General features: G+C 74.3%; 11 protein-coding genes and 1 pseudogene. 8 read left to right on the top strand and 4 right to left on the bottom strand.

The window, feature by feature from the left end:
* Positions 1 to 16: 16 nt before the first annotated feature.
* Positions 17 to 1,645, bottom strand: coding sequence for a DUF5691 domain-containing protein (locus AB0G56_RS22975; RefSeq protein WP_360972152.1), 1,629 nt, complete (start codon positions 1,643 to 1,645; stop codon positions 17 to 19).
* Between the two features lie 268 nt (positions 1,646 to 1,913).
* Positions 1,914 to 3,275, bottom strand: a complete 1,362-nt coding sequence (locus AB0G56_RS22980) for an SWIM zinc finger family protein (protein WP_360972154.1) — start codon at positions 3,273 to 3,275, stop codon at positions 1,914 to 1,916.
* A 133-nt stretch (positions 3,276 to 3,408) separates the two neighbouring features.
* On the opposite strand from AB0G56_RS22980, the gene AB0G56_RS22985 reads away from it, so the two are divergent.
* The 5 genes from AB0G56_RS22985 to sucD all read left to right on the top strand — a co-directional run bounded on the left by AB0G56_RS22985 (position 3,409) and on the right by sucD (position 11,368).
* The gene (locus AB0G56_RS22985) at positions 3,409 to 4,569 is read left to right on the top strand and encodes an AAA family ATPase (RefSeq protein WP_360972156.1); all 1,161 of its coding nucleotides are present in this window, start codon (positions 3,409 to 3,411) and stop codon (positions 4,567 to 4,569) included.
* Between the two features lie 150 nt (positions 4,570 to 4,719).
* Entirely contained in the window at positions 4,720 to 7,353 is a 2,634-nt protein-coding gene (locus AB0G56_RS22990; protein ID WP_360972158.1) for a DUF5682 family protein, read from the top strand.
* A 32-nt stretch (positions 7,354 to 7,385) separates the two neighbouring features.
* Positions 7,386 to 8,576 carry a VWA domain-containing protein gene (locus tag AB0G56_RS22995; protein WP_360972261.1) on the top strand — a complete coding sequence of 397 codons (1,191 nt, stop codon included), beginning with the start codon at positions 7,386 to 7,388 and terminating at the stop codon, positions 8,574 to 8,576.
* Positions 8,577 to 9,273: 697 nt separating this feature from the next.
* Entirely contained in the window at positions 9,274 to 10,455 is a 1,182-nt protein-coding gene (gene sucC / locus AB0G56_RS23000) for an ADP-forming succinate--CoA ligase subunit beta (protein ID WP_360972160.1), read from the top strand.
* Positions 10,456 to 10,483: 28 nt separating this feature from the next.
* Positions 10,484 to 11,368, top strand: a complete 885-nt coding sequence (gene sucD / locus AB0G56_RS23005; RefSeq protein WP_360972162.1) for a succinate--CoA ligase subunit alpha — start codon at positions 10,484 to 10,486, stop codon at positions 11,366 to 11,368.
* A gap of 132 nt (positions 11,369 to 11,500) precedes the next feature.
* Here sucD and AB0G56_RS23010 read toward each other — a convergent pair.
* Positions 11,501 to 12,565, bottom strand: a pseudogene (locus AB0G56_RS23010) (sigma factor-like helix-turn-helix DNA-binding protein); the annotation flags it as partial.
* A 216-nt stretch (positions 12,566 to 12,781) separates the two neighbouring features.
* Between AB0G56_RS23010 and AB0G56_RS23015 the strand changes: the two are divergent.
* The gene (locus AB0G56_RS23015) at positions 12,782 to 14,563 is read left to right on the top strand and encodes a DUF6350 family protein (protein WP_360972164.1); all 1,782 of its coding nucleotides are present in this window, start codon (positions 12,782 to 12,784) and stop codon (positions 14,561 to 14,563) included.
* An 84-nt stretch (positions 14,564 to 14,647) separates the two neighbouring features.
* Here AB0G56_RS23015 and AB0G56_RS23020 read toward each other — a convergent pair whose 3' ends face one another.
* A complete protein-coding gene (locus tag AB0G56_RS23020) occupies positions 14,648 to 15,550 on the bottom strand; it encodes a hypothetical protein (RefSeq protein WP_360972166.1) in 903 nt (300 codons plus the stop codon).
* Between the two features lie 422 nt (positions 15,551 to 15,972).
* On the opposite strand from AB0G56_RS23020, the gene purN reads away from it, so the two are divergent.
* Together purN and purH are read left to right on the top strand one after the other, a co-directional pair.
* Entirely contained in the window at positions 15,973 to 16,602 is a 630-nt protein-coding gene (purN, locus tag AB0G56_RS23025; protein ID WP_360972168.1) for a phosphoribosylglycinamide formyltransferase, read from the top strand.
* Positions 16,599 to 18,164 (top strand): bifunctional phosphoribosylaminoimidazolecarboxamide formyltransferase/IMP cyclohydrolase, encoded by a 1,566-nt coding sequence (gene purH, locus AB0G56_RS23030; RefSeq protein ID WP_360972170.1) that lies wholly within the window; start codon positions 16,599 to 16,601, stop codon positions 18,162 to 18,164. The genes purN and purH overlap by 4 nt, the downstream gene beginning before the upstream one ends.
* Positions 18,165 to 18,288: the final 124 nt, after the last annotated feature.

An 18,288-nucleotide genomic window follows, 5' to 3' on the forward strand; every position in this document is an offset into this window, starting at 1 on the left:
CGACACGGCGTGGGCCTCAGCCGGTGCGGGCGCCGAGTTCCTCGGCCATCGCCGAGCGCAGCCGCAACGTCGTCGCCAGCCGCTGGAAGGCTTCCGCCCAGTACCCGCCGGCCCCGGGTGAGGCGTCCTCCATCTCGTCCGGCACCGCCAGCAGCCCGTCGAGCCGGGCCGCCTGCGCGGGGTCCAGACACCGCTCGGCCAGTCCCATCACTCCACTGAAACTCCATGGGTAGCTCCCTGCGTCCCGCGCGATGTTGAGCGCGTCGACCACCGCACGTCCGAGCGGCCCGGCCCACGGCACCGCACACACCCCGAGCAGCTGAAACGCCTCGGACAGCCCGTGTGCCGCGATGAATCCGGCGACCCAGTCGGCCCGTTCGGCGGCGCCCAGGGTGCCGAGCAGTTTGGCGCGCTCGGCCAGGGACACCGCGCCCGGCCCGCCGGCCTCGGGTGCCGCGGGCTCCCCGAGGAGGGCCCGGGCCCACCGGGCGTCCCGCTGCCGCACCGCCGCCCGGCACCAGGCCGCGTGCAGCTCCCCCTGCCAGTCGTCCGCCACCGGCAGCGCCACGATCTCCCGCGGGGTGCGGCCGCCCAGCCGGGCGGACCAGGTGCCGAGCGGGGACGCCTCCAGCAGCTGACCCAGCCACCACGACCGCTCACCCCTCCCCGCCGGAGCCTTGGCGAGGACACCGTCGCGCTCCATGCTCGCGTCGCACTCGTGGGGGGTCTCAACGGCGATCGTCGGCGTGCTGCGGGTGTGGTCGACGGCCACGCAGGCCGCGGCACGCTCCGCCATCCGTGCGGCCAGCGCCGATCCGGGCAGCGCCGACAGCAGTTCCGCGGCGGTGGCCCGTACGTTGCGGCTCCGGTCGGCGAGGGCCTGCTCGAGGAACGGCTCGTCGTCCGGGCCGAGGCCGGTCCGCAGCGAGTCGACGAACATCAGCCGGTCCTCGGCCCGCTCGCTCGCCCACGTGCCGGCGAGCAGCTCGCGGGCCGCCCCGGGCCGCTGCCGGCGGATCTCCGCGAGGAGCGCGATCCGCTCGGCGAACAGGCCCTCCTCCCACAGCCGACGGATGCGGTCCGTGTCCTCGGGGCCGGGCAGTGCGCCACTGCTGCCGGGGGCCGCGCGCAGCGCGAACCGCCAGTCCGGGTTCAGCCGGGCCAGCCACAGCGCGCGCGGGCCGGCGAAGGCCAGTGCGGCGGGCCGCAGGTCCGTGCGCCCGCGCGCCGCGTCCAGCAGCGCGGGCAGCGCCTGCGGGGGTGCCGCGTAGCCGCGCGCGTTCGCCGCGGCCAGCCACTGGGGCAGCAACTCCATGAGGTCCGGCGCCGTGCCCCTGCGGCCACCGCCGCCCGCCCCGGACCGGTCGGCCAGCAGCTGGGTGAGCCTGCGGGCCGCGGCCGGGGGCAGGGCGGGGCGGGTGTCCGCGGGCGCCGGGCGGGGGCGTTCGGCCGCGGGTGCCGGCAGCAGGCCCGCACGGCGGCTGACGGTGTGCGCGGCCGCCGCGTCCAGCAGTGCCACCGGTGCGTCCCGGCCGGGGGCGCCGGCGGGAGGCCTGCGGCGGTCCGTGCCGAGCAGGGCGGTGGTGACCAACTCCTCCCAGGCGCCCGCTGCGGGCGCTTCCACCGGGGCGGAGGTCCTGATCATGAGCGTCCTTTCCGTTGCCGGGTGCCTGAGGGTGGTCGGAGGGTCACCCGGACCGGGTTTCCCCTGGGGCGGAAGAAATGCGTGAATCTGGTGAGAAAGGGCGGGCTCGTGAGGTTCGCCGGTAGCCGTGGTCGTCGCCTGTGTGCGCCTTTCGGGTGAGACTTCCCGCTGTGCCGGGAACACCCCGCTCCGTGCTCCGACGTCACTCCGATGCCGGACACGCGGACCCCGCCGACCGGTGCGGATGTCGCAGACGGTGTACATCCGGTCAGCACAGCGTCACCGCTGCGCCCTCGCCCTGGGGCCAGGCAGTCAGTGGGGTGAACCCTCGGTGGCCGCACTCCCCGAAGACCGTGACGGGCGCACCACCCGACAGCGCGACCAGCCGCCAGAGCCCGGGGCGGGAACGGGCCGCGGCGGTGAGGGGCAGCGCGTGGTCCGACCCGGCGTCGGCCAGCTGCCAGGAGTCGCCCGCCGGGACCGGTATCACCTCGCTCAGCGTCACCGGGACCGACTCCAGCCACGGATCGTCCCGCAGCGCCCGGCCGTAGCGCGCCGCCGCCTGCGCCGTGGTCACGCCGGGCGGACGGGCGCGCGTGGGGGCCGGGGGCGCGAACTGCTCGCCCAGCGCCACACGCAGTTGTCCCGCGCCGGGATAGGCGGCCACCTCCGCCTCCAGGCACAGCCCCACCGGCAGCGCCGGCTCCGGTGCGCGGCCGGCCGCGCCGTAGGACAGCAGCAGGACCGTGCGGCCGCAGCCGGTGCCGTGCAGCCAGATCCGGCGCGTGGTCAGCTTCGCGTCCGCGGTGTCGTACCGGGCGAGGACGAGCCAGCTGTCACGCACCGGCGGGCCGTCCGCGGAGCCGGGCAGGCCGACGCGGGAACGGACCGTGGCCGCCAGATCCAGCGGCAGCCGCTCGCGGCGCAACCAGCCCTCGTCCAGCAGGTGCAGCAGCGCGCACTCCTCCAGCAACCGCACCGGCCAGCCCGGACCGGACGACGGGATCGCGCCCAGCTCCCGCACCCGGGCCGCGAGCCCGGGGGCCTGGGCGTCGACCATGCGGGCCGCCGTCTCCTCCCACAGTCCGTACCCCGCCTGCTCGGCGGCGGCCAGGCCGCCGCGCAGCAGGTCGGTCAGACGCTGCTCCAGCTCGGTCGCCCCCGCGGTGATCCGCTCGGCCCGGCGCTCCGCCCGGCGCCGCGCCGCCTCCGGATCGGCGCCGCCGTCCGCGGCACCGGCCGTCTTCTCCGCTTTCCGCGAGACCCGTCCGCGTCGGCCCGCGAGCCACTGTCCGGCCCACTGAGGTGCCTGATCGGCGGGCACGGTGGCCACCGCGCCGTCGCCGCCCGCCCACAGCAGCAGCAGTCCGAGCGCGTGCTTGCACGGGAACTTACGGCTCGGACAACTGCACTTGTACGCCGGTCCCGCCGCGCCGGCGGTGTCGACGACCGTCTGGTACGGCTTGCTTCCGCTTCCCTTGCACAGCCCCCACACCGTCCCTTCGTCGGAACTCCCCGCCTCGGACCACGGCCCCGCCGTGCCGAGTTTGCTTCCCGCTTTGCGTGACGCGACGTCAGGCGCCAGTGCCAGCACCTGGTCAGCGGTCCAGCGCGCCCCCTGCTGAGTCATGCCATCGAAGGTAGATCCCCCCACTGACAATCGACCCGACGAGAGCGTTTGCGCAGGTCACAACGGATTGTCAGTGCCGTGGTGCACGGTTGGTGACAGATCCGAACCGGCCGAGCTGGAGGGGGCCTCAGCCATGTCTGTGACCGTAGGACCGACGTCCGTAACACCGAGCCGAAGCGACTCCGCGCCCGCGAACACGGGTGACGAGCAGGGCACGCAGGCGCTGCGGCCGCACGCCGAGGACGCCTTCGCCGCCGAACTGGCCGCGCTGGCCGCGCAGGACGACCGCCCGCGCCCGGTGCGCTGGAAGCTGTCGCCGTGGGCCGTGGCCACCTATCTCCTCGGCGGGACCCTGCCGGACGGCACGGTGATCACCCCGAAGTACGTGGGCCCGCGCCGCATCGTCGAGGTCGCCGTCACCACCCTCGCCACCGACCGGGCCCTGCTCCTGCTCGGTGTGCCCGGCACGGCCAAGACCTGGGTGTCCGAGCACCTGGCCGCCGCGGTCAGCGGCGACTCCACGCTGCTGGTGCAGGGCACGGCGGGGACGCCGGAGGAGGCCATCCGCTACGGCTGGAACTACGCGCGACTGCTGGCGCACGGCCCGAGCCGGGACGCCCTGGTGCCCAGCCCCGTCATGCGGGCCATGGCCGAGGGCATGACCGCCCGGGTCGAGGAGCTGACCCGTATCCCGGCCGACGTCCAGGACACGCTGATCACGATCCTGTCGGAGAAGACCCTGCCCATACCGGAGCTGGGCCAGGAGGTGCAGGCGGTCCGCGGGTTCAACCTGATCGCCACGGCCAACGACCGCGACCGCGGCGTCAACGACCTGTCCAGCGCCCTGCGCCGGCGGTTCAACACGGTGGTGCTGCCGCTGCCGGAGACTCCCGAGGCCGAGGTGGACATCGTCTCCCGCCGCGTCGACCAGATCGGCCGTTCCCTCGACCTGCCGTCCGTACCGGACGGCGTCGACGAGATCCGCCGGGTCGTGACCGTCTTCCGCGAACTGCGCGACGGCGTCACCTCGGACGGCCGGACGAAGCTGAAGTCGCCCAGCGGCACGCTGTCGACGGCCGAGGCGATCTCCGTGGTGACCAACGGGCTCGCGCTGGCCGCGCACTTCGGCGACGGCGTGCTGCGGGCCGGCGACGTCGCGGCGGGCATCCTCGGCGCCGTCGTGCGCGACCCGGCGGCCGACCGCGTCATCTGGCAGGAGTACCTGGAGACCGTGGTCCGCGAGCGCGACGGCTGGAAGGACTTCTACCGGGCCTGCCGTGAGGTGAGCGCGTGAGCGGCGGCGGGGCGGGCGTGAGCGGGACGGGACCGGTGGCGGGCGTGAACGTGACGGGCCCGGGGGCGGGCGGCGCGGTGCGGGCCGGCGCCGACGAGGAGCCCAGCTGGACGGGCGGCCGGGGCGGACGACGGGCACTGGGGGGACGGCGTGACAGGCGCTGAGAGGAACGAGGGGGAGCGCCGCGGCGGGTCCGGCGCGGAGCCGCTGCTGCTCGGGGTCCGGCACCACGGGCCGGGTTCCGCGCGGGCGGTGCGGGCGGCCCTGGAGGCGGCCCGGCCGTCGGTGGTGCTGATCGAGGGCCCTCCGGAGGCCGACGCGCTGGTCCCGCTCGCCGCCGACGAGGGCATGCGGCCACCGGTCGCCCTCCTCGCCCACGCCGTGGACGAGCCGGGCCGCTCCGCGTTCTGGCCGCTGGCCGGGTTCTCCCCGGAGTGGGTCGCCCTGCGCTGGGCCCTGGAACACGGCGTCCCGGCCCGCTTCATCGACCTCCCGGCCACGCACACGCTCGCCTGGGAGACGGACACCGCCGGGGAGCCCACGGACGGCGGTGACCCCGCCGGGGCGGAGGGTTCCGCGGAGGAGGAGGGGACCGCGGAGGAGGGGACCGCGGAGCCCTCGGAACGCTCGGCCGGCGACGAGGTGCGGATCGATCCGCTCGCCGTGCTGGCCGACACCGCCGGGTACGACGATCCCGAGCGCTGGTGGGAGGACGTCGTCGAGCACCGGGGCGCGGGGCGGACGGACGCGTTCGCTCCGTTCCTGGTGCTGGAGGAGGCCATGGGGGCGCTGCGCGAGACGTTCGGGAGCAGCCACCGCGATCTCGTACGGGAGGCCCACATGCGGCTCCGGGTACGGGCGGCGCGGCGCGAGTTCGCGGACGGCGTCGCCGTGGTGTGCGGCGCCTGGCACGTCCCCGCGCTGCGGCAGAGGACCACCGCCACCGCGGACCGGGCACTGCTGAAGGGGCTGCCCAAGGTCAAGGCGGACATGACGTGGGTGCCGTGGACACACCGCAGACTGTCCCGGTTCAGCGGGTACGGCGCGGGCATCGACTCGCCGGGCTGGTACGCCCACCTGTTCGGCGTGCCGGACCGTCCCGTCGAGCGGTGGCTGACGAAGGTGGCGGGGCTGCTGAGGGAGGAGGACCGGATCGTGTCCTCCGCGCACGTCATCGAGGCGGTGCGGCTGGCCGGGACGCTCGCGGCGATGCGGGGCCGCCCACTGCCGGGACTGAGCGAGACCACCGACGCCGTACGGGCGGTGATGTCGGACGGCTCGGACGTGCCCCTGGCGCTGGTGCACGACCGGCTCGTGGTCGGGGACGTCCTCGGCGAGGTGCCGGAAGCGGCGCCCGCCGTGCCGCTGCAACGGGACCTGAGCCGCCTCCAGCGCCGGCTGCGCCTCAGACCCGAGGCGCTGGAGCGGGAGGTGGAACTCGACCTGCGCAAGGAGACCGACGCCGGGCGCAGCAGGCTGCTGCACCGGTTGCGGCTGCTGGGCGTGGGCTGGGGCGAGCCCACGGCTTCCCGAGGCAGCACCGGAACCTTCCGTGAGACCTGGCGGCTGCGCTGGGAGCCCGAGCTGTCGGTCAGGGTCGCCGAGGCCGGGGTGTGGGGGACGACCGTGCTCGCCGCCGCGACCGCCAAGGCCGAGGCGGACGCCGTCGGTGCGGACGTCCTCGCGCAGGTGACCGCGCTCGCCGAGCGCTGCCTGCTGGCGGGACTGTCCGACGCGCTGCCCGTGGTGATGCGGGTGCTCGCCGACCGGGCGGCGCTCGACGCCGACGTCGGGCACCTCGCCCAGGCGCTGCCCGCCCTGGTCCGCTCGCTGCGCTACGGCGATGTGCGCGGCACGGACACCGAGGCCCTGGCCGGGGTCGCGGCGGGCCTCGCCGAGCGCGTCTTCGTCGGCCTGCCCCCGGCCTGCGCCGCCCTGGACGCGGACGCGGCCGAGGAGATGCGACGCCACGTGGACGCGGTCCACACGGCCGTGGGTCTGCTCGGCGACACCCTCGACACCGGGCACGGCGATCTGCGCGCCCGCTGGCACGGCGTGCTCCGGGTGCTGTCGGGGCGGGACAGGGTGCCCGGCGTCGTCCGGGGCCGGGCGGTACGGCTGCTGCTCGACGACGGCGCGGTCGCGCAGGACCGGGCGGCGCGGCTCATGGGGCTCGCGCTCTCCCCGGGCACACCGCCGCCGGACGCCGCCGCGTGGATCGAGGGGTTCGTAGGCGGCGGGGGCGGGATGCTGCTCGTGCACGACGAGCGGCTGCTCGGGCTGGTCGACGCCTGGCTGACCGGAGTGCCGGCGGACGCGTTCACCGACGTGCTGCCGCTGCTGCGGCGCACCTTCTCGGCGTACGAGCCCGGGGTGCGCAGAACACTCGGCGAGCTGGTCCGGCGCGCTCCGGGACAGGACGGCCGCACGACCGGGACGACGGCGGTGGCCGGCGCCCCCGGTTTCGCGGCCCACCTCGACCAGGAACGGGCCGACGCGGTACTGCCGGTGGTGCGCCTGCTGCTGGGCCTGGACGACGCGGTGCCCGGCCCGGCCGCGGCGTGCGCACCGGATGCGGACGCCGACGCGGACGCGGCCGTCGGCCGGGACGCGGCTGTCGGCTCGGCCCCGGGGACGGGCCCTGACTCGGACTCGGCCCCCGGGGCGGGCCCCGCCTCTGGTTCGCCCTTCGGCATCGGCCCAGGCTGGGGCCGTGGCTCGGGTTCCGGTCGCTCCGGTCTCGGCGGGGAGTCGGGCGACGAGTTCGAGGGGGTGGCGGTATGACGTCGGCGGTGGAGAAGGGCGGGGGCGGCGGTATGGCGTCGGTGCAGGGGGGAGACGACGGAGCGGTGGACGTGGTCCAGGAGCGGCTGCGGCGGTGGCGGCTCGTGCTCGGGGGTGACGCGGCCGACGGCACGGGGTGCGCGCTCTCCGGACGGGACGCGGCGATGGACGGGGCGCTGGCCGCGCTCTACGGCAAGGGCGACAAGCCGCAGGCGGGCCGGGCCGGGCGGGACCGTTCGGCCGGGCTCGGGGCCTCGGCGCCCTCGGTGGCGCGCTGGCTGGGGGACATACGGACGTACTTCCCCGCCTCCGTCGTGCAGGTCATGCAGCGGGACGCCATCGACCGGCTCGGACTGTCCACGCTGCTGCTCGAACCGGAGATGCTGGAGGCCGTGGAAGCGGACGTCCACCTCGTCGGCACGCTGCTGTCGCTCAACAAGGCGATGCCGGAGACGACGAAGGAGACGGCGCGGGCCGTGGTGCGCAAGGTCGTGGAGGACCTGGAGAAGCGGCTCGCCACGCGTACCCGGGCCACCCTCACCGGCGCGCTCGACCGCAGTGCGCGCATCAGCAGGCCCCGCCATCACGACATCGACTGGAACCGCACCATCGCGGCCAACCTCAAGCACTACCTGCCCGAGTACCGCACGATCGTGCCGGAGCGGCTCATCGGGTACGGGCGGGCGGCGCAGTCCGTGAAGAAGGAGGTCATCCTCTGCATCGACCAGTCCGGGTCGATGGCGGCCTCGGTGGTGTACGCGTCGGTGTTCGGTGCGGTGCTGGCGTCCATGCGGTCGATCACCACGCGGCTGGTCGTGTTCGACACCGCGGTCGTCGACCTCACCGACCAGCTCGACGATCCCGTCGACGTGCTCTTCGGCACCCAGCTCGGCGGCGGCACGGACATCAACCGGGCGCTGGCGTACTGCCAGTCGCAGATCACCCGGCCCGCCGAGACGGTGGTCGTGCTGATCAGCGACCTGTACGAGGGAGGCATACGCAACGAGATGATGAAGCGAGTCGCGGCGATGCAGGCGTCGGGGGTGCAGTTCGTGACGCTGCTCGCGCTCTCCGACGAGGGCGCCCCCGCGTACGACAGGGAGCACGCGGCGGCGCTGGCGGCGCTCGGCGCCCCGGCGTTCGCCTGCACCCCCGACCTGTTCCCGGAGGTGATGGCGGCGGCGATCGAGAAGCGTCCGCTGCCGGTCCCCGAGACCGCGTGAGGCGAGACGGAGGGGGCCAGAGGTGCGGGGAGCGCGGGCGGAAGGTTTCCTACTCATCGGTAGCAGGGTCTTGCGCCACGACGGGAGGTGCGTGCAAGGATCGGTGCCTCGCCGGCCCGCCGGCCACCGGGCCGCAGGGCAGTCGCGGCGGCCACGGCAGTCCACGACAGTTGCGGCGGTTCACCGCGGTCAGCGGCGGTCAGCGGCGGTCAGCGGCGGTCCATGGCACTCCACAGCGGCCCGCGAGAGCCACGCGACCCCGCGGGACCAGTGGGCCCGGTTGGCCGAAAACCGTCGGTTTCTCCGGTCGTCCGCCCGGCAACCCGCGGAAGGGCCGGCTGGTCCCCATTGGGGTGGGGATCAGTCGGCCCGAGCCCCGAGGGGCTCTTCCTGGGGTCTCACCGGGTCAACCCCAGCCCGGTGAGACCCCGCACGGAAGCCCCGGCCCGCGGGCCTCCCGAGGCCTCCCGCGCGGCACGCGGTGCCAGGGAAGGCGGCATCATGTGACAGGTATCACCGCTCAGGTGTGACCCTCGATTTATGGCGCCCCCGCAAGCGGCGATAACCTGCGAGATGGACATGCCGCGCGCTCGGACACCGTGTGCGCCCCCCTTGTGACAAGCGGACGTCACGTTGCCCTTCGCGGCACGCCCACGCATCCAACGAACCGCGAGATCACTGATAGGGACGGAAGCGCGTGGACCTGTTCGAGTACCAGGCGAGGGACCTCTTCGCCAAGCACGATGTACCGGTGCTGGCCGGTGAAGTCATCGACACGCCTGAGGCGGCGCGCGAGATCACCGAGCGTCTGGGCGGCAAGTCCGTCGTCAAGGCGCAGGTGAAGGTCGGTGGTCGTGGCAAGGCCGGCGGCGTGAAGCTCGCCGCCACCCCGGATGAGGCCGTCGCCCGCTCGACGGACATCCTCGGCATGGACATCAAGGGCCACACGGTCCACAAGGTCATGATCGCCGAGACGGCCCCCGAGATCGTCGAGGAGTACTACGTCTCCTTCCTCCTCGACCGTGCGAACCGCACCTTCCTCTCCATCGCCTCCGTCGAGGGCGGCATGGAGATCGAGGAGGTCGCCGCGACCCGCCCCGAGGCCGTCGCCAAGACCCCGATCGACGCCATCGACGGTGTGACGCCGGAGAAGGCCCGCGAGATCGTCGCGGCCGCCAAGTTCCCGGCCGAGGTCGCCGACAAGGTCGCGAACGTCCTGGTCAGGCTCTGGGACACCTTCATCAAGGAGGACGCCCTCCTGGTCGAGGTCAACCCGCTGGCCAAGGTCGCCTCGGGCGAGGTCATCGCCCTGGACGGCAAGGTGTCGCTCGACGACAACGCCGAGTTCCGTCACCCCGACTTCGAGGCCCTCCACGACAAGGCGGCGGCCAACCCGCTCGAGGCCGCGGCCAAGGAGAAGAACCTCAACTACGTCAAGCTCGACGGTGAGGTCGGCATCATCGGCAACGGCGCGGGTCTCGTCATGAGCACCCTGGACGTCGTCGCGTACGCCGGTGAGAAGCACGGCAACGTCAAGCCCGCCAACTTCCTGGACATCGGCGGCGGCGCCTCCGCCCAGGTCATGGCGAACGGCCTGGAGATCATCCTCGGCGACCCGGACGTCAAGTCCGTCTTCGTCAACGTCTTCGGTGGCATCACCGCCTGTGACGAGGTCGCCAACGGCATCGTCCAGGCGCTGAAGCTCCTGGAGGACCGCGGCGAGAAGGTCGAGAAGCCGCTCGTCGTCCGCCTCGACGGCAACAACGCCGAGCTGGGCCGCAAGATCCTCACCGACGCCGCCCACCCGCTGGTGCAGCGCGTCGACACGATGGACGGCGCGGCCGACAAGGCCGCCGAGCTGGCCCACGCCGCCAAGTAATCACTCAGGACGAGGACACCAACACACCATGGCTATCTGGCTCAACAAGGACAGCAAGGTCATCGTCCAGGGCATGACCGGCTCGACCGGCATGAAGCACACCAAGCTCATGCTCGGCGACGGCACCAACGTCGTGGGCGGCGTGAACCCGCGCAAGGCGGGTCAGACCGTGGACTTCGATGGCACCGAGGTACCCGTCTTCGGCACCGTCAAGGAGGCCATCGAGAAGACCGGCGCCGACGTCTCCGTCATCTTCGTTCCGGAGAAGTTCACCAAGGACGCGGTCGTCGAGGCCATCGACGCCGAGATCCCGCTGGCCGTCGTGATCACCGAGGGCATCGCCGTGCACGACTCGGCCGCCTTCTGGGCGTACGCCGGCAAGAAGGGCAACAAGACCCGCATCATCGGCCCGAACTGCCCCGGCATCATCACCCCGGGCCAGTCGAACGTCGGCATCATCCCGGGCGACATCACCAAGCCGGGCCGCATCGGCCTGGTCTCGAAGTCCGGCACGCTGACGTACCAGATGATGTACGAGCTGCGTGACATCGGCTTCTCCACGGCCGTCGGCATCGGTGGCGACCCGATCATCGGCACCACGCACATCGACGCGCTCGCCGCGTTCGAGGCCGACCCCGAGACCGACCTGATCGTCATGATCGGCGAGATCGGCGGCGACGCCGAGGAGCGGGCCGCGGACTTCATCGCGAAGAACGTGACCAAGCCGGTCGTCGGCTACGTCGCGGGCTTCACCGCGCCCGAGGGCAAGACCATGGGCCACGCCGGCGCCATCGTCTCCGGTTCGTCCGGCACCGCCCAGGCGAAGAAGGAGGCCCTGGAGGCCGCGGGCGTCAAGGTCGGCAAGACCCCGACCGAGACGGCCAAGCTGGCGCGCGCCATCCTCAGCGCCTGAGCCCGGTTCCGCGGCAGCGGAACAGCGGACACCAGCAGAATCGGTGGGCCCGTCCCCGGCGACATGCCGGGGCGGGCCCACCGCCGTGTCCGGACGGACCCGCCCCTCGCCGCGACCGGTCGGCCACATGGCCTACCTGGCCTCCGGCGCCAGCCGCTCCGGTCCCGCCGTCACCTCCTTCTCCAGTACGGCGCGCAGCTTCTGCTCGCGTCGCGACAAGGACCCGAGCAGGCCCTGGGCGGGCAGGCCCTGCACCGCGTGACCGGGGGAGACCGGCGCGAGGTAGTGCGTCGGCGCGGTCCGGAGGGTGAGCGCGGTGGCGCCGATGATGGTGACCGTGAACGCGATGGCGGACCGCGTCCAGAAGCGGGTGCTGCGCTCCCCGGCGGTCCGCACCGTCGCGGGCGGCGCGGGTGCCACGGGCGCCGCCGAGGCCGGCACCGACCCGGCGGCCCACCCCACAGCCCCCGCCCCGGCCCGTGCCGCAGCCCCCGCCCCGGCCCGCGCCACGGCCGCCGCCCTCGTCTTCGCCACGACCCCCGCCCCCACCGCGACCCCAGCCCCGGCGGCCACCGCAGCCCCGGCGGCCACTGCAGCCCCGGCGGTCACCGCCGCCCCCGCGGCCGCGCTCGTGTCCGCTCCCGCCCCCACCGCCCCGGTCGTCCCTGCGGCTCCCGCGCCCGCCCCGGCGAGGTGCCAGGCCGAGCCGAGCCGGACCAGGCGCCGGTGCAGTTCCGCCGGGTCCGCGAGTTCCGGGAGGCATGCGGCGACGGCCTCGCGGGCGTGCATCAGCCGGTTCGCCGCCGCCGGGGTGCTCGCCTCGGTCTCCGCCGCGGTCTCCGGCAGATCGAGCCCGACACCGTCGTGGAGGACCAGCGTGCGGCGGTACGACGGCGGGAGGCGCAGCAGGGCGTGCTGCAACGCGCGGTCGACCGGGGCGGGCGGCGGGTCGGGGATGCGGTTGCGCGGGATGCAGCGGTGCCAGGGGGACAGCGCGCAGTCGTACGCCGTCGCCCGGACCCAGCCCGCCGGGTCACGGTCGCGGGCGACCTTTGGCCAGTCCTGCCAGGCGAGTTGGAAGGCGCGTTCGACGGCTTCGCGCGCCCGCTCGCGGTGGCCGGTGAGCAGGTAGGCCTGGCGTACGAGGGCCGGGGCGCAGAACTCGTAGAGCGCGTCGAAGGCCTGAGCGGGTGTCAGAGGCTCCCGCGTGCTCACGTCGGTGTTTCCGGCGACCTGAGTGCCGGTCGGTGCGGGGCTCGCGCCGGGGGGCCGGTCCGTCGAGTGCGGTGGCCGTGGGTTCGCATGACTGTACGTCACCGTGCGTCCCTCCGTGTGAATAGGCACATAAACGTATATTGAGCGACACAGCGGAGGTTCGCCTGTTGCGCCGGGAATGCGTGTGACGTTGGGAGCATGGCGGGCGTGATCCAGACGACCCCTCGACGTCCACCGCTGCCACGTCTGCGCACCCGGGTACGGGACCGTTCACCCGGGCTCGGCGCCGGCTTCCTGGGCGGTGCCGTCGCGGCGGGCCTCGGCCTCGGCTCGTTCGCCGTGCTCGACATCGTGCTGTGGATCAGTTCGCCGTACCCCGACAGCGGTCCGGGCAGCACGCTGCACGTGGCCGCAGCCCTGTGGCTGCTGGCGCACGGCGCCGAACTGGTCCGCACCGACACCCTGACCTCGGTGCCCGCGCCGATCGGGCTGACCCCGCTGCTGCCGGCCGTGCTGCCCCTCCTGCTGGTGCACCGCGCGGCGCGGGACGCCACCGACGGCGGTGACGGCGGACCGCTCGTCCCCCCGCGCACCGCCTGGGCCGGTGTCCTCCTCGGCTACCTCACCGTCGCCGTCGGCGCCGCGGTCTACGCGGCCGGCGGCGCGCTGCACCCGGCGTGGTTCTCGACGGTGGTGTGGGTGCCGTTCGTCGCCGCGTCGGCGGCGGCCGGCGGCGTCTGGGCGGCGTACGGCTGCCCGCGCGCCCCGCTGGACCGGGCGCTCGGCGCGCTGTCGCCCGGCGTACGGCGCCTGCTGCTCGGGCCGGGGCCTCGGGCGCGGCTGGGCGCCTCGGCGCGCGCCGCCGGGGCGGGGGGCGTGGTGTTCGTCGGGGGCGGGGCACTGGTGCTCGGGGTGTCGCTGGTGGGTCACGGCGGAGCCGCCCAGGGCGCCTTCCTGAAGCTTACGGAGGGCTGGTCGGGACGGTTCGCCGTGCTGCTGCTCTGCCTGGCGCTGCTGCCGAACGCGGTGCTGTGGGCGGCGGCGTACGCCCTCGGCCCCGGCTTCGTGCTCGGCGTGGGGCACACCGTCGACCCGTTCGCCTCCGCACCGGCCCCGCTGCTCCCGTCCTTCCCGCTGCTCGCGGCGGTGCCGGACGCGGGGCCCGGCTCCCCGCTGCACCTGGTGACCACCGCGGTGCCCGTGGCCGCCGGAGTGACCATCGGCTGGTTCGTCGCGGGCGCGGCGGTTCGGGAGGGGGCGGTGCGGGACCGGCGGGACGCGCGGGACGGGGTACGGGCCTGGTCCTGGCGGCGGACGGCGGGCGGGGCGGCGCTGGCGTGCCTGCTGTGCGCGATCGGACTCGGGCTGGCCGCCGAACTGGCGGGCGGCCCGCTGGGGAACGCCGCCCTCGACGCCTTCGGACCGGTGGGGTGGCAGGTCATGGGGGCCGCTCTGCTGTGGACGTCGGCGGCGGCCGTGCCGACGGCCGTGGTGGTACGGGCCTGGCGCTGCCGCGGCGGCCGGGTCCTCGTGGCCGGCGCGGCAGCCGGGCAGCGGATCGGGAAACCCCGCGAGGGCGGCGGGGGCAGCGGTGCCCGGCCGGCCCGGCTCGCGGACACCGCCGGGCGGCTGCCCGCGCGCTACGACGTCACCCTCGAACCGTACGACGTCCTGCCCCTCGAACCGCCCGCCGCCCTCGATGTGGCCTCCTGGGAGAGGGGTCCGGGCCCGTCCGGGCCGGACCCGGCCACGGCCGACCCGGGCCCGGCCCCGACCGGCTCGCTCTCGCCGGTGACGGTCGAACCGGGACCCGTCCACCGCGGCCCCGCCGAGCCGGACCCCGTCAAACCGGACCCGGACCCGGAGCCGGAGCTGAAGTCCGGGCCCGAGGCCGCCGACGAGCGCACCGAGCCGTCCGAGCGCACCGACCCGCTCAAGCCGACCGTACGGACCGAACAGCCGCCCGACCGCACCGACTGACGCGCGCCCGCACCGACTGACGCCTGCGCGGACCTACTGACGCTGTGCGCCAGTGCGGCAGTGCCCCGGCGCGTTCAGCCCTTCTCAGCCGTCCGTGCCCAGCATGCCGCGCAGTTCCCGCGGCAGGTGCTGGTCGCAGGACTGCTTGGCCTGGTGGGTGAGCGCGTCGTTCACGCAGGAGTAGTAGTCCTGGTAGACGAACTGCGCGGCGAAGCCCGCCGCGACCAGGGCGAGTGCCAGGGACGCGGTGACCAGGCCGCTGACCGCCGCCGTGACCTGGGGGCGGTTGGTCTCCGGCGCCGGGGCCGCGGCCGGGGCCGGGCTGTGCGGGTCGGGCTTGCGGGGCTTGGCGCGCAGGGCGCTGATGCCCCAGTACAGCGCGAGCGCACCGAGCAGCAGTGCGACGGGCGCCCAGCCGAAGAGCACGAAGAAGAAGGCCCACATGCCGGACAGCAGGGAGAACCGGGCGCGGCGCTGGGTGGGGTCCGTCGGGTCCCAGCGCGTGCCGGGGCCGGGCCTGTTCGGCCCGCCGCCGGGCTGTCCGGGGCCACCGCCGGGCTGTCCGTCGCCACCGCCGGGCCGCTCGGGCCGCTCGCCGAAGCCGCCGGGGGAGCGGCCGGGCTGACGGTCGCTCCACTGGCTCCCCCAGGGAGACTGCCCGCCGCCCTGCCCGTGACCGTTCCCCTGGCCGTTCCCCTGGTCCTGGCCCTGGCCCTGCCCGGAGGAGCCGGAGCCCTGTCCCGAGGGGTGGCGGGGCTGCCAGGGCCGGTCGGGCGTGCCCTCGGCGGGCGGTGCGAAGGGGTTGTCGTCCTGACCGGCGCTGCCGGTGCCGCCTGTGGAGCCGCCGCGCCCGCCGCCGTCGTCCCCGCCCGTGGGCGCGTCGGGCGGTGAGGCGGGGCGCTCCCGCAGCAGCACGGCGCCGCGCTCCCCTCCCTGCACCGACAGCGGAGGGAGCGTGAGGAGTCGCGGGCTGCGGTCGGGCTTCAAGTGAGCGTCTTCCCCTTGGTGAGTCACGACTGGTCGACTGGTCCGGCGGACCCGGCGGGCCCGTCGTCCGATCCGCGAGGCGATCCGGAGAGCAATCCGGAAAGCGATCCGGAAGGCGATCCGGAAGGCGATCCGGAAGGCGATCCGGAAGGCGATCGGACGGGCGGTCCGACAGGTCCCTCACCCCTTGAACGCCCGGAGCGCGGAGTGCGTTCCCCCGGTTTCCCCGGGCGTCCCCGGCGCGTTCCCGTACCAGGTCTGTGCAGACGCTACCTTCCGGCCACGCCCCCGTCCCATGGGGGCCGTCCGGAGTGCCGGTATCGTTGCTGGCGGTCGGCTGCTTCGTAGGCTTCCCCGTATCCGGGGACGCGAAGCATTCGTACGACCGTACAAAGACAGCTTCCCCGAGAAAGGGCCCCACCGTGGCCGCCAAGCCCGTGGCCAAGCGCCTCGTCGTGCTGGTCTCCGGATCCGGCACCAATCTGCAGGCGCTCCTCGACGCGATCGCCGAGTCCGGGGCCGAGGCCTACGGTGCCGAGGTCGTCGCCGTGGGCGCCGACCGCGAGGGCGTCGAGGGGCTGGCGCGCGCCGAGCGCGCCGGGCTGCCGACCTTCGTGCGGAAGGTCAGGGACTACGGCACGCGCGAGGAGTGGGACGCGGCGCTCGCCGAGGCCGTCGCCGCCCACGAACCCGACCTCGTCGTGTCCGCCGGGTTCATGAAGATCGTGGGGAAGGAGTTCCTCGCGCGGTTCGGCGGGCGGTTCGTGAACACGCACCCCGCACTGCTGCCCAGTTTCCCGGGGGCCCACGGCGTCCGTGACGCGCTCGCGTACGGCGCCAGGGTCACCGGCTGCACCGTCCACTTCGTCGACGACGGCGTCGACACCGGACCGATCATCGCCCAGGGCGTGGTCGAGATCCGGGACGAGGACGACGAGAGCGCGCTGCACGAGCGCATCAAGGAAGTCGAGCGAAGGCTGCTCGTCGAGGTCGTGAGCCGGCTCGCCCGCCACGGCTATCGCATCGAGGGACGAAAGGTAGTTATCCAGTGACCGCCGAGAGCAACAAGCGGCCCATCCGGCGCGCGCTCGTCAGCGTCTACGACAAGACCGGTCTGGAGCAGCTCGCGCGCGGGCTGCACGAGGCCGGCGTCGAACTCGTCTCGACCGGCTCCACCGCCGCGAAGATCGCCGCAGCCGGCGTGCCCGTCACCAAGGTGGAGGAGCTGACCGGCTTCCCCGAGTGCCTGGACGGCCGGGTCAAGACCCTGCACCCGAAGGTGCACGCGGGCATCCTCGCCGACCTGCGCCTGGAGGACCACCGGCGGCAGCTGGCGGAGCTGGGTGTGGAGCCGTTCGACCTCGTCGTCGTCAACCTCTACCCGTTCCGCGAGACGGTCGCCTCCGGTGCCTCGCCCGACGAGTGCGTGGAGCAGATCGACATCGGCGGGCCCTCCATGGTCCGCGCCGCCGCCAAGAACCACCCCTCGGTCGCGGTCGTCACCAGCCCCGAGCGCTACGCGGACGTCCTCGCCGCCGTGCAGGACGGCGGCTTCGACCTGGCCACCCGCAAGCGGCTCGCCGCCGAGGCCTTCCAGCACACGGCGTCGTACGACATCGCGGTGGCGGGCTGGTTCGCCGCCTCCTACGCCCCCGTCGACGACTCGGCCTTCCCCGACTTCCTCGGCGCCACCCTGGAGCGCAAGAGCACCCTGCGCTACGGCGAGAACCCGCACCAGCCCGCCGCGCTCTACGTCGACGGCACCGGCAGCGGCCTCGCCGAGGCGGAGCAGCTGCACGGCAAGGAGATGTCGTACAACAACTACACGGACACGGACGCCGCCCGCCGTGCCGCGTACGACCACGACGAGCCGTGCGTGGCCATCATCAAGCACGCCAACCCGTGCGGCATCGCGGTCGGCGCGGACGTCGCCGAGGCGCACCGCAAGGCGCACGCCTGCGACCCGGTCTCCGCCTACGGCGGCGTGATCGCCGTGAACCGGCCGGTCAGCAAGGAGATGGCCGAGCAGGTCGCGGACATCTTCACCGAGGTCATCGTCGCCCCCGACTACGAGGACGGGGCGCTGGAGGCCCTCGCCAAGAAGAAGAACATCCGGGTGCTGAAGGCCGCGGGCGCGCCCTCCCACCCGGCCGAGGTCAAGCCGGTCGACGGCGGCGCGCTGCTCCAGGTCACCGACCGCCTCCAGGCCGAGGGTGACGATCCGGCCAACTGGACGCTGGCCAGCGGCGAGGCGCTGTCCGCCGGTGAACTGGCCCAGCTCGCCTTCGCCTGGAAGGCCTGCCGGGCCGTGAAGTCCAACGCGATCCTGCTCGCCAAGGACGGCGCCTCGGTCGGCGTCGGCATGGGCCAGGTCAACCGCGTCGACTCCTGCAAGCTGGCGGTCGAGCGGGCGGGCGAGGAGCGGGCGCGCGGTTCCTACGCCGCCTCGGACGCGTTCTTCCCCTTCCCGGACGGCCCCGAGATCCTGATCGCGGCCGGGGTGAAGGCCATCGTCCAGCCGGGCGGTTCGATCCGCGACGAGCTGGTCGTGGAGGCCGCGAAGAAGGCGGGCGTGACCATGTACTTCACGGGCACGCGGCACTTCTTCCACTGAGCACCTCCCTCAGGTTCTCCTGAGCAGCACCCTTGGCCGGTTCTTTACGGTCGGTGGTCATCCGGGCCGGCGCCGCACGTACCCTGTGCGGCCCATCCGGATGATCACCGCTGCGAGGACCGGC

The sequence above is a fragment of the Streptomyces sp. NPDC021356 genome (assembly GCF_040641015.1).
Classification (GTDB): domain Bacteria; phylum Actinomycetota; class Actinomycetes; order Streptomycetales; family Streptomycetaceae; genus Streptomyces.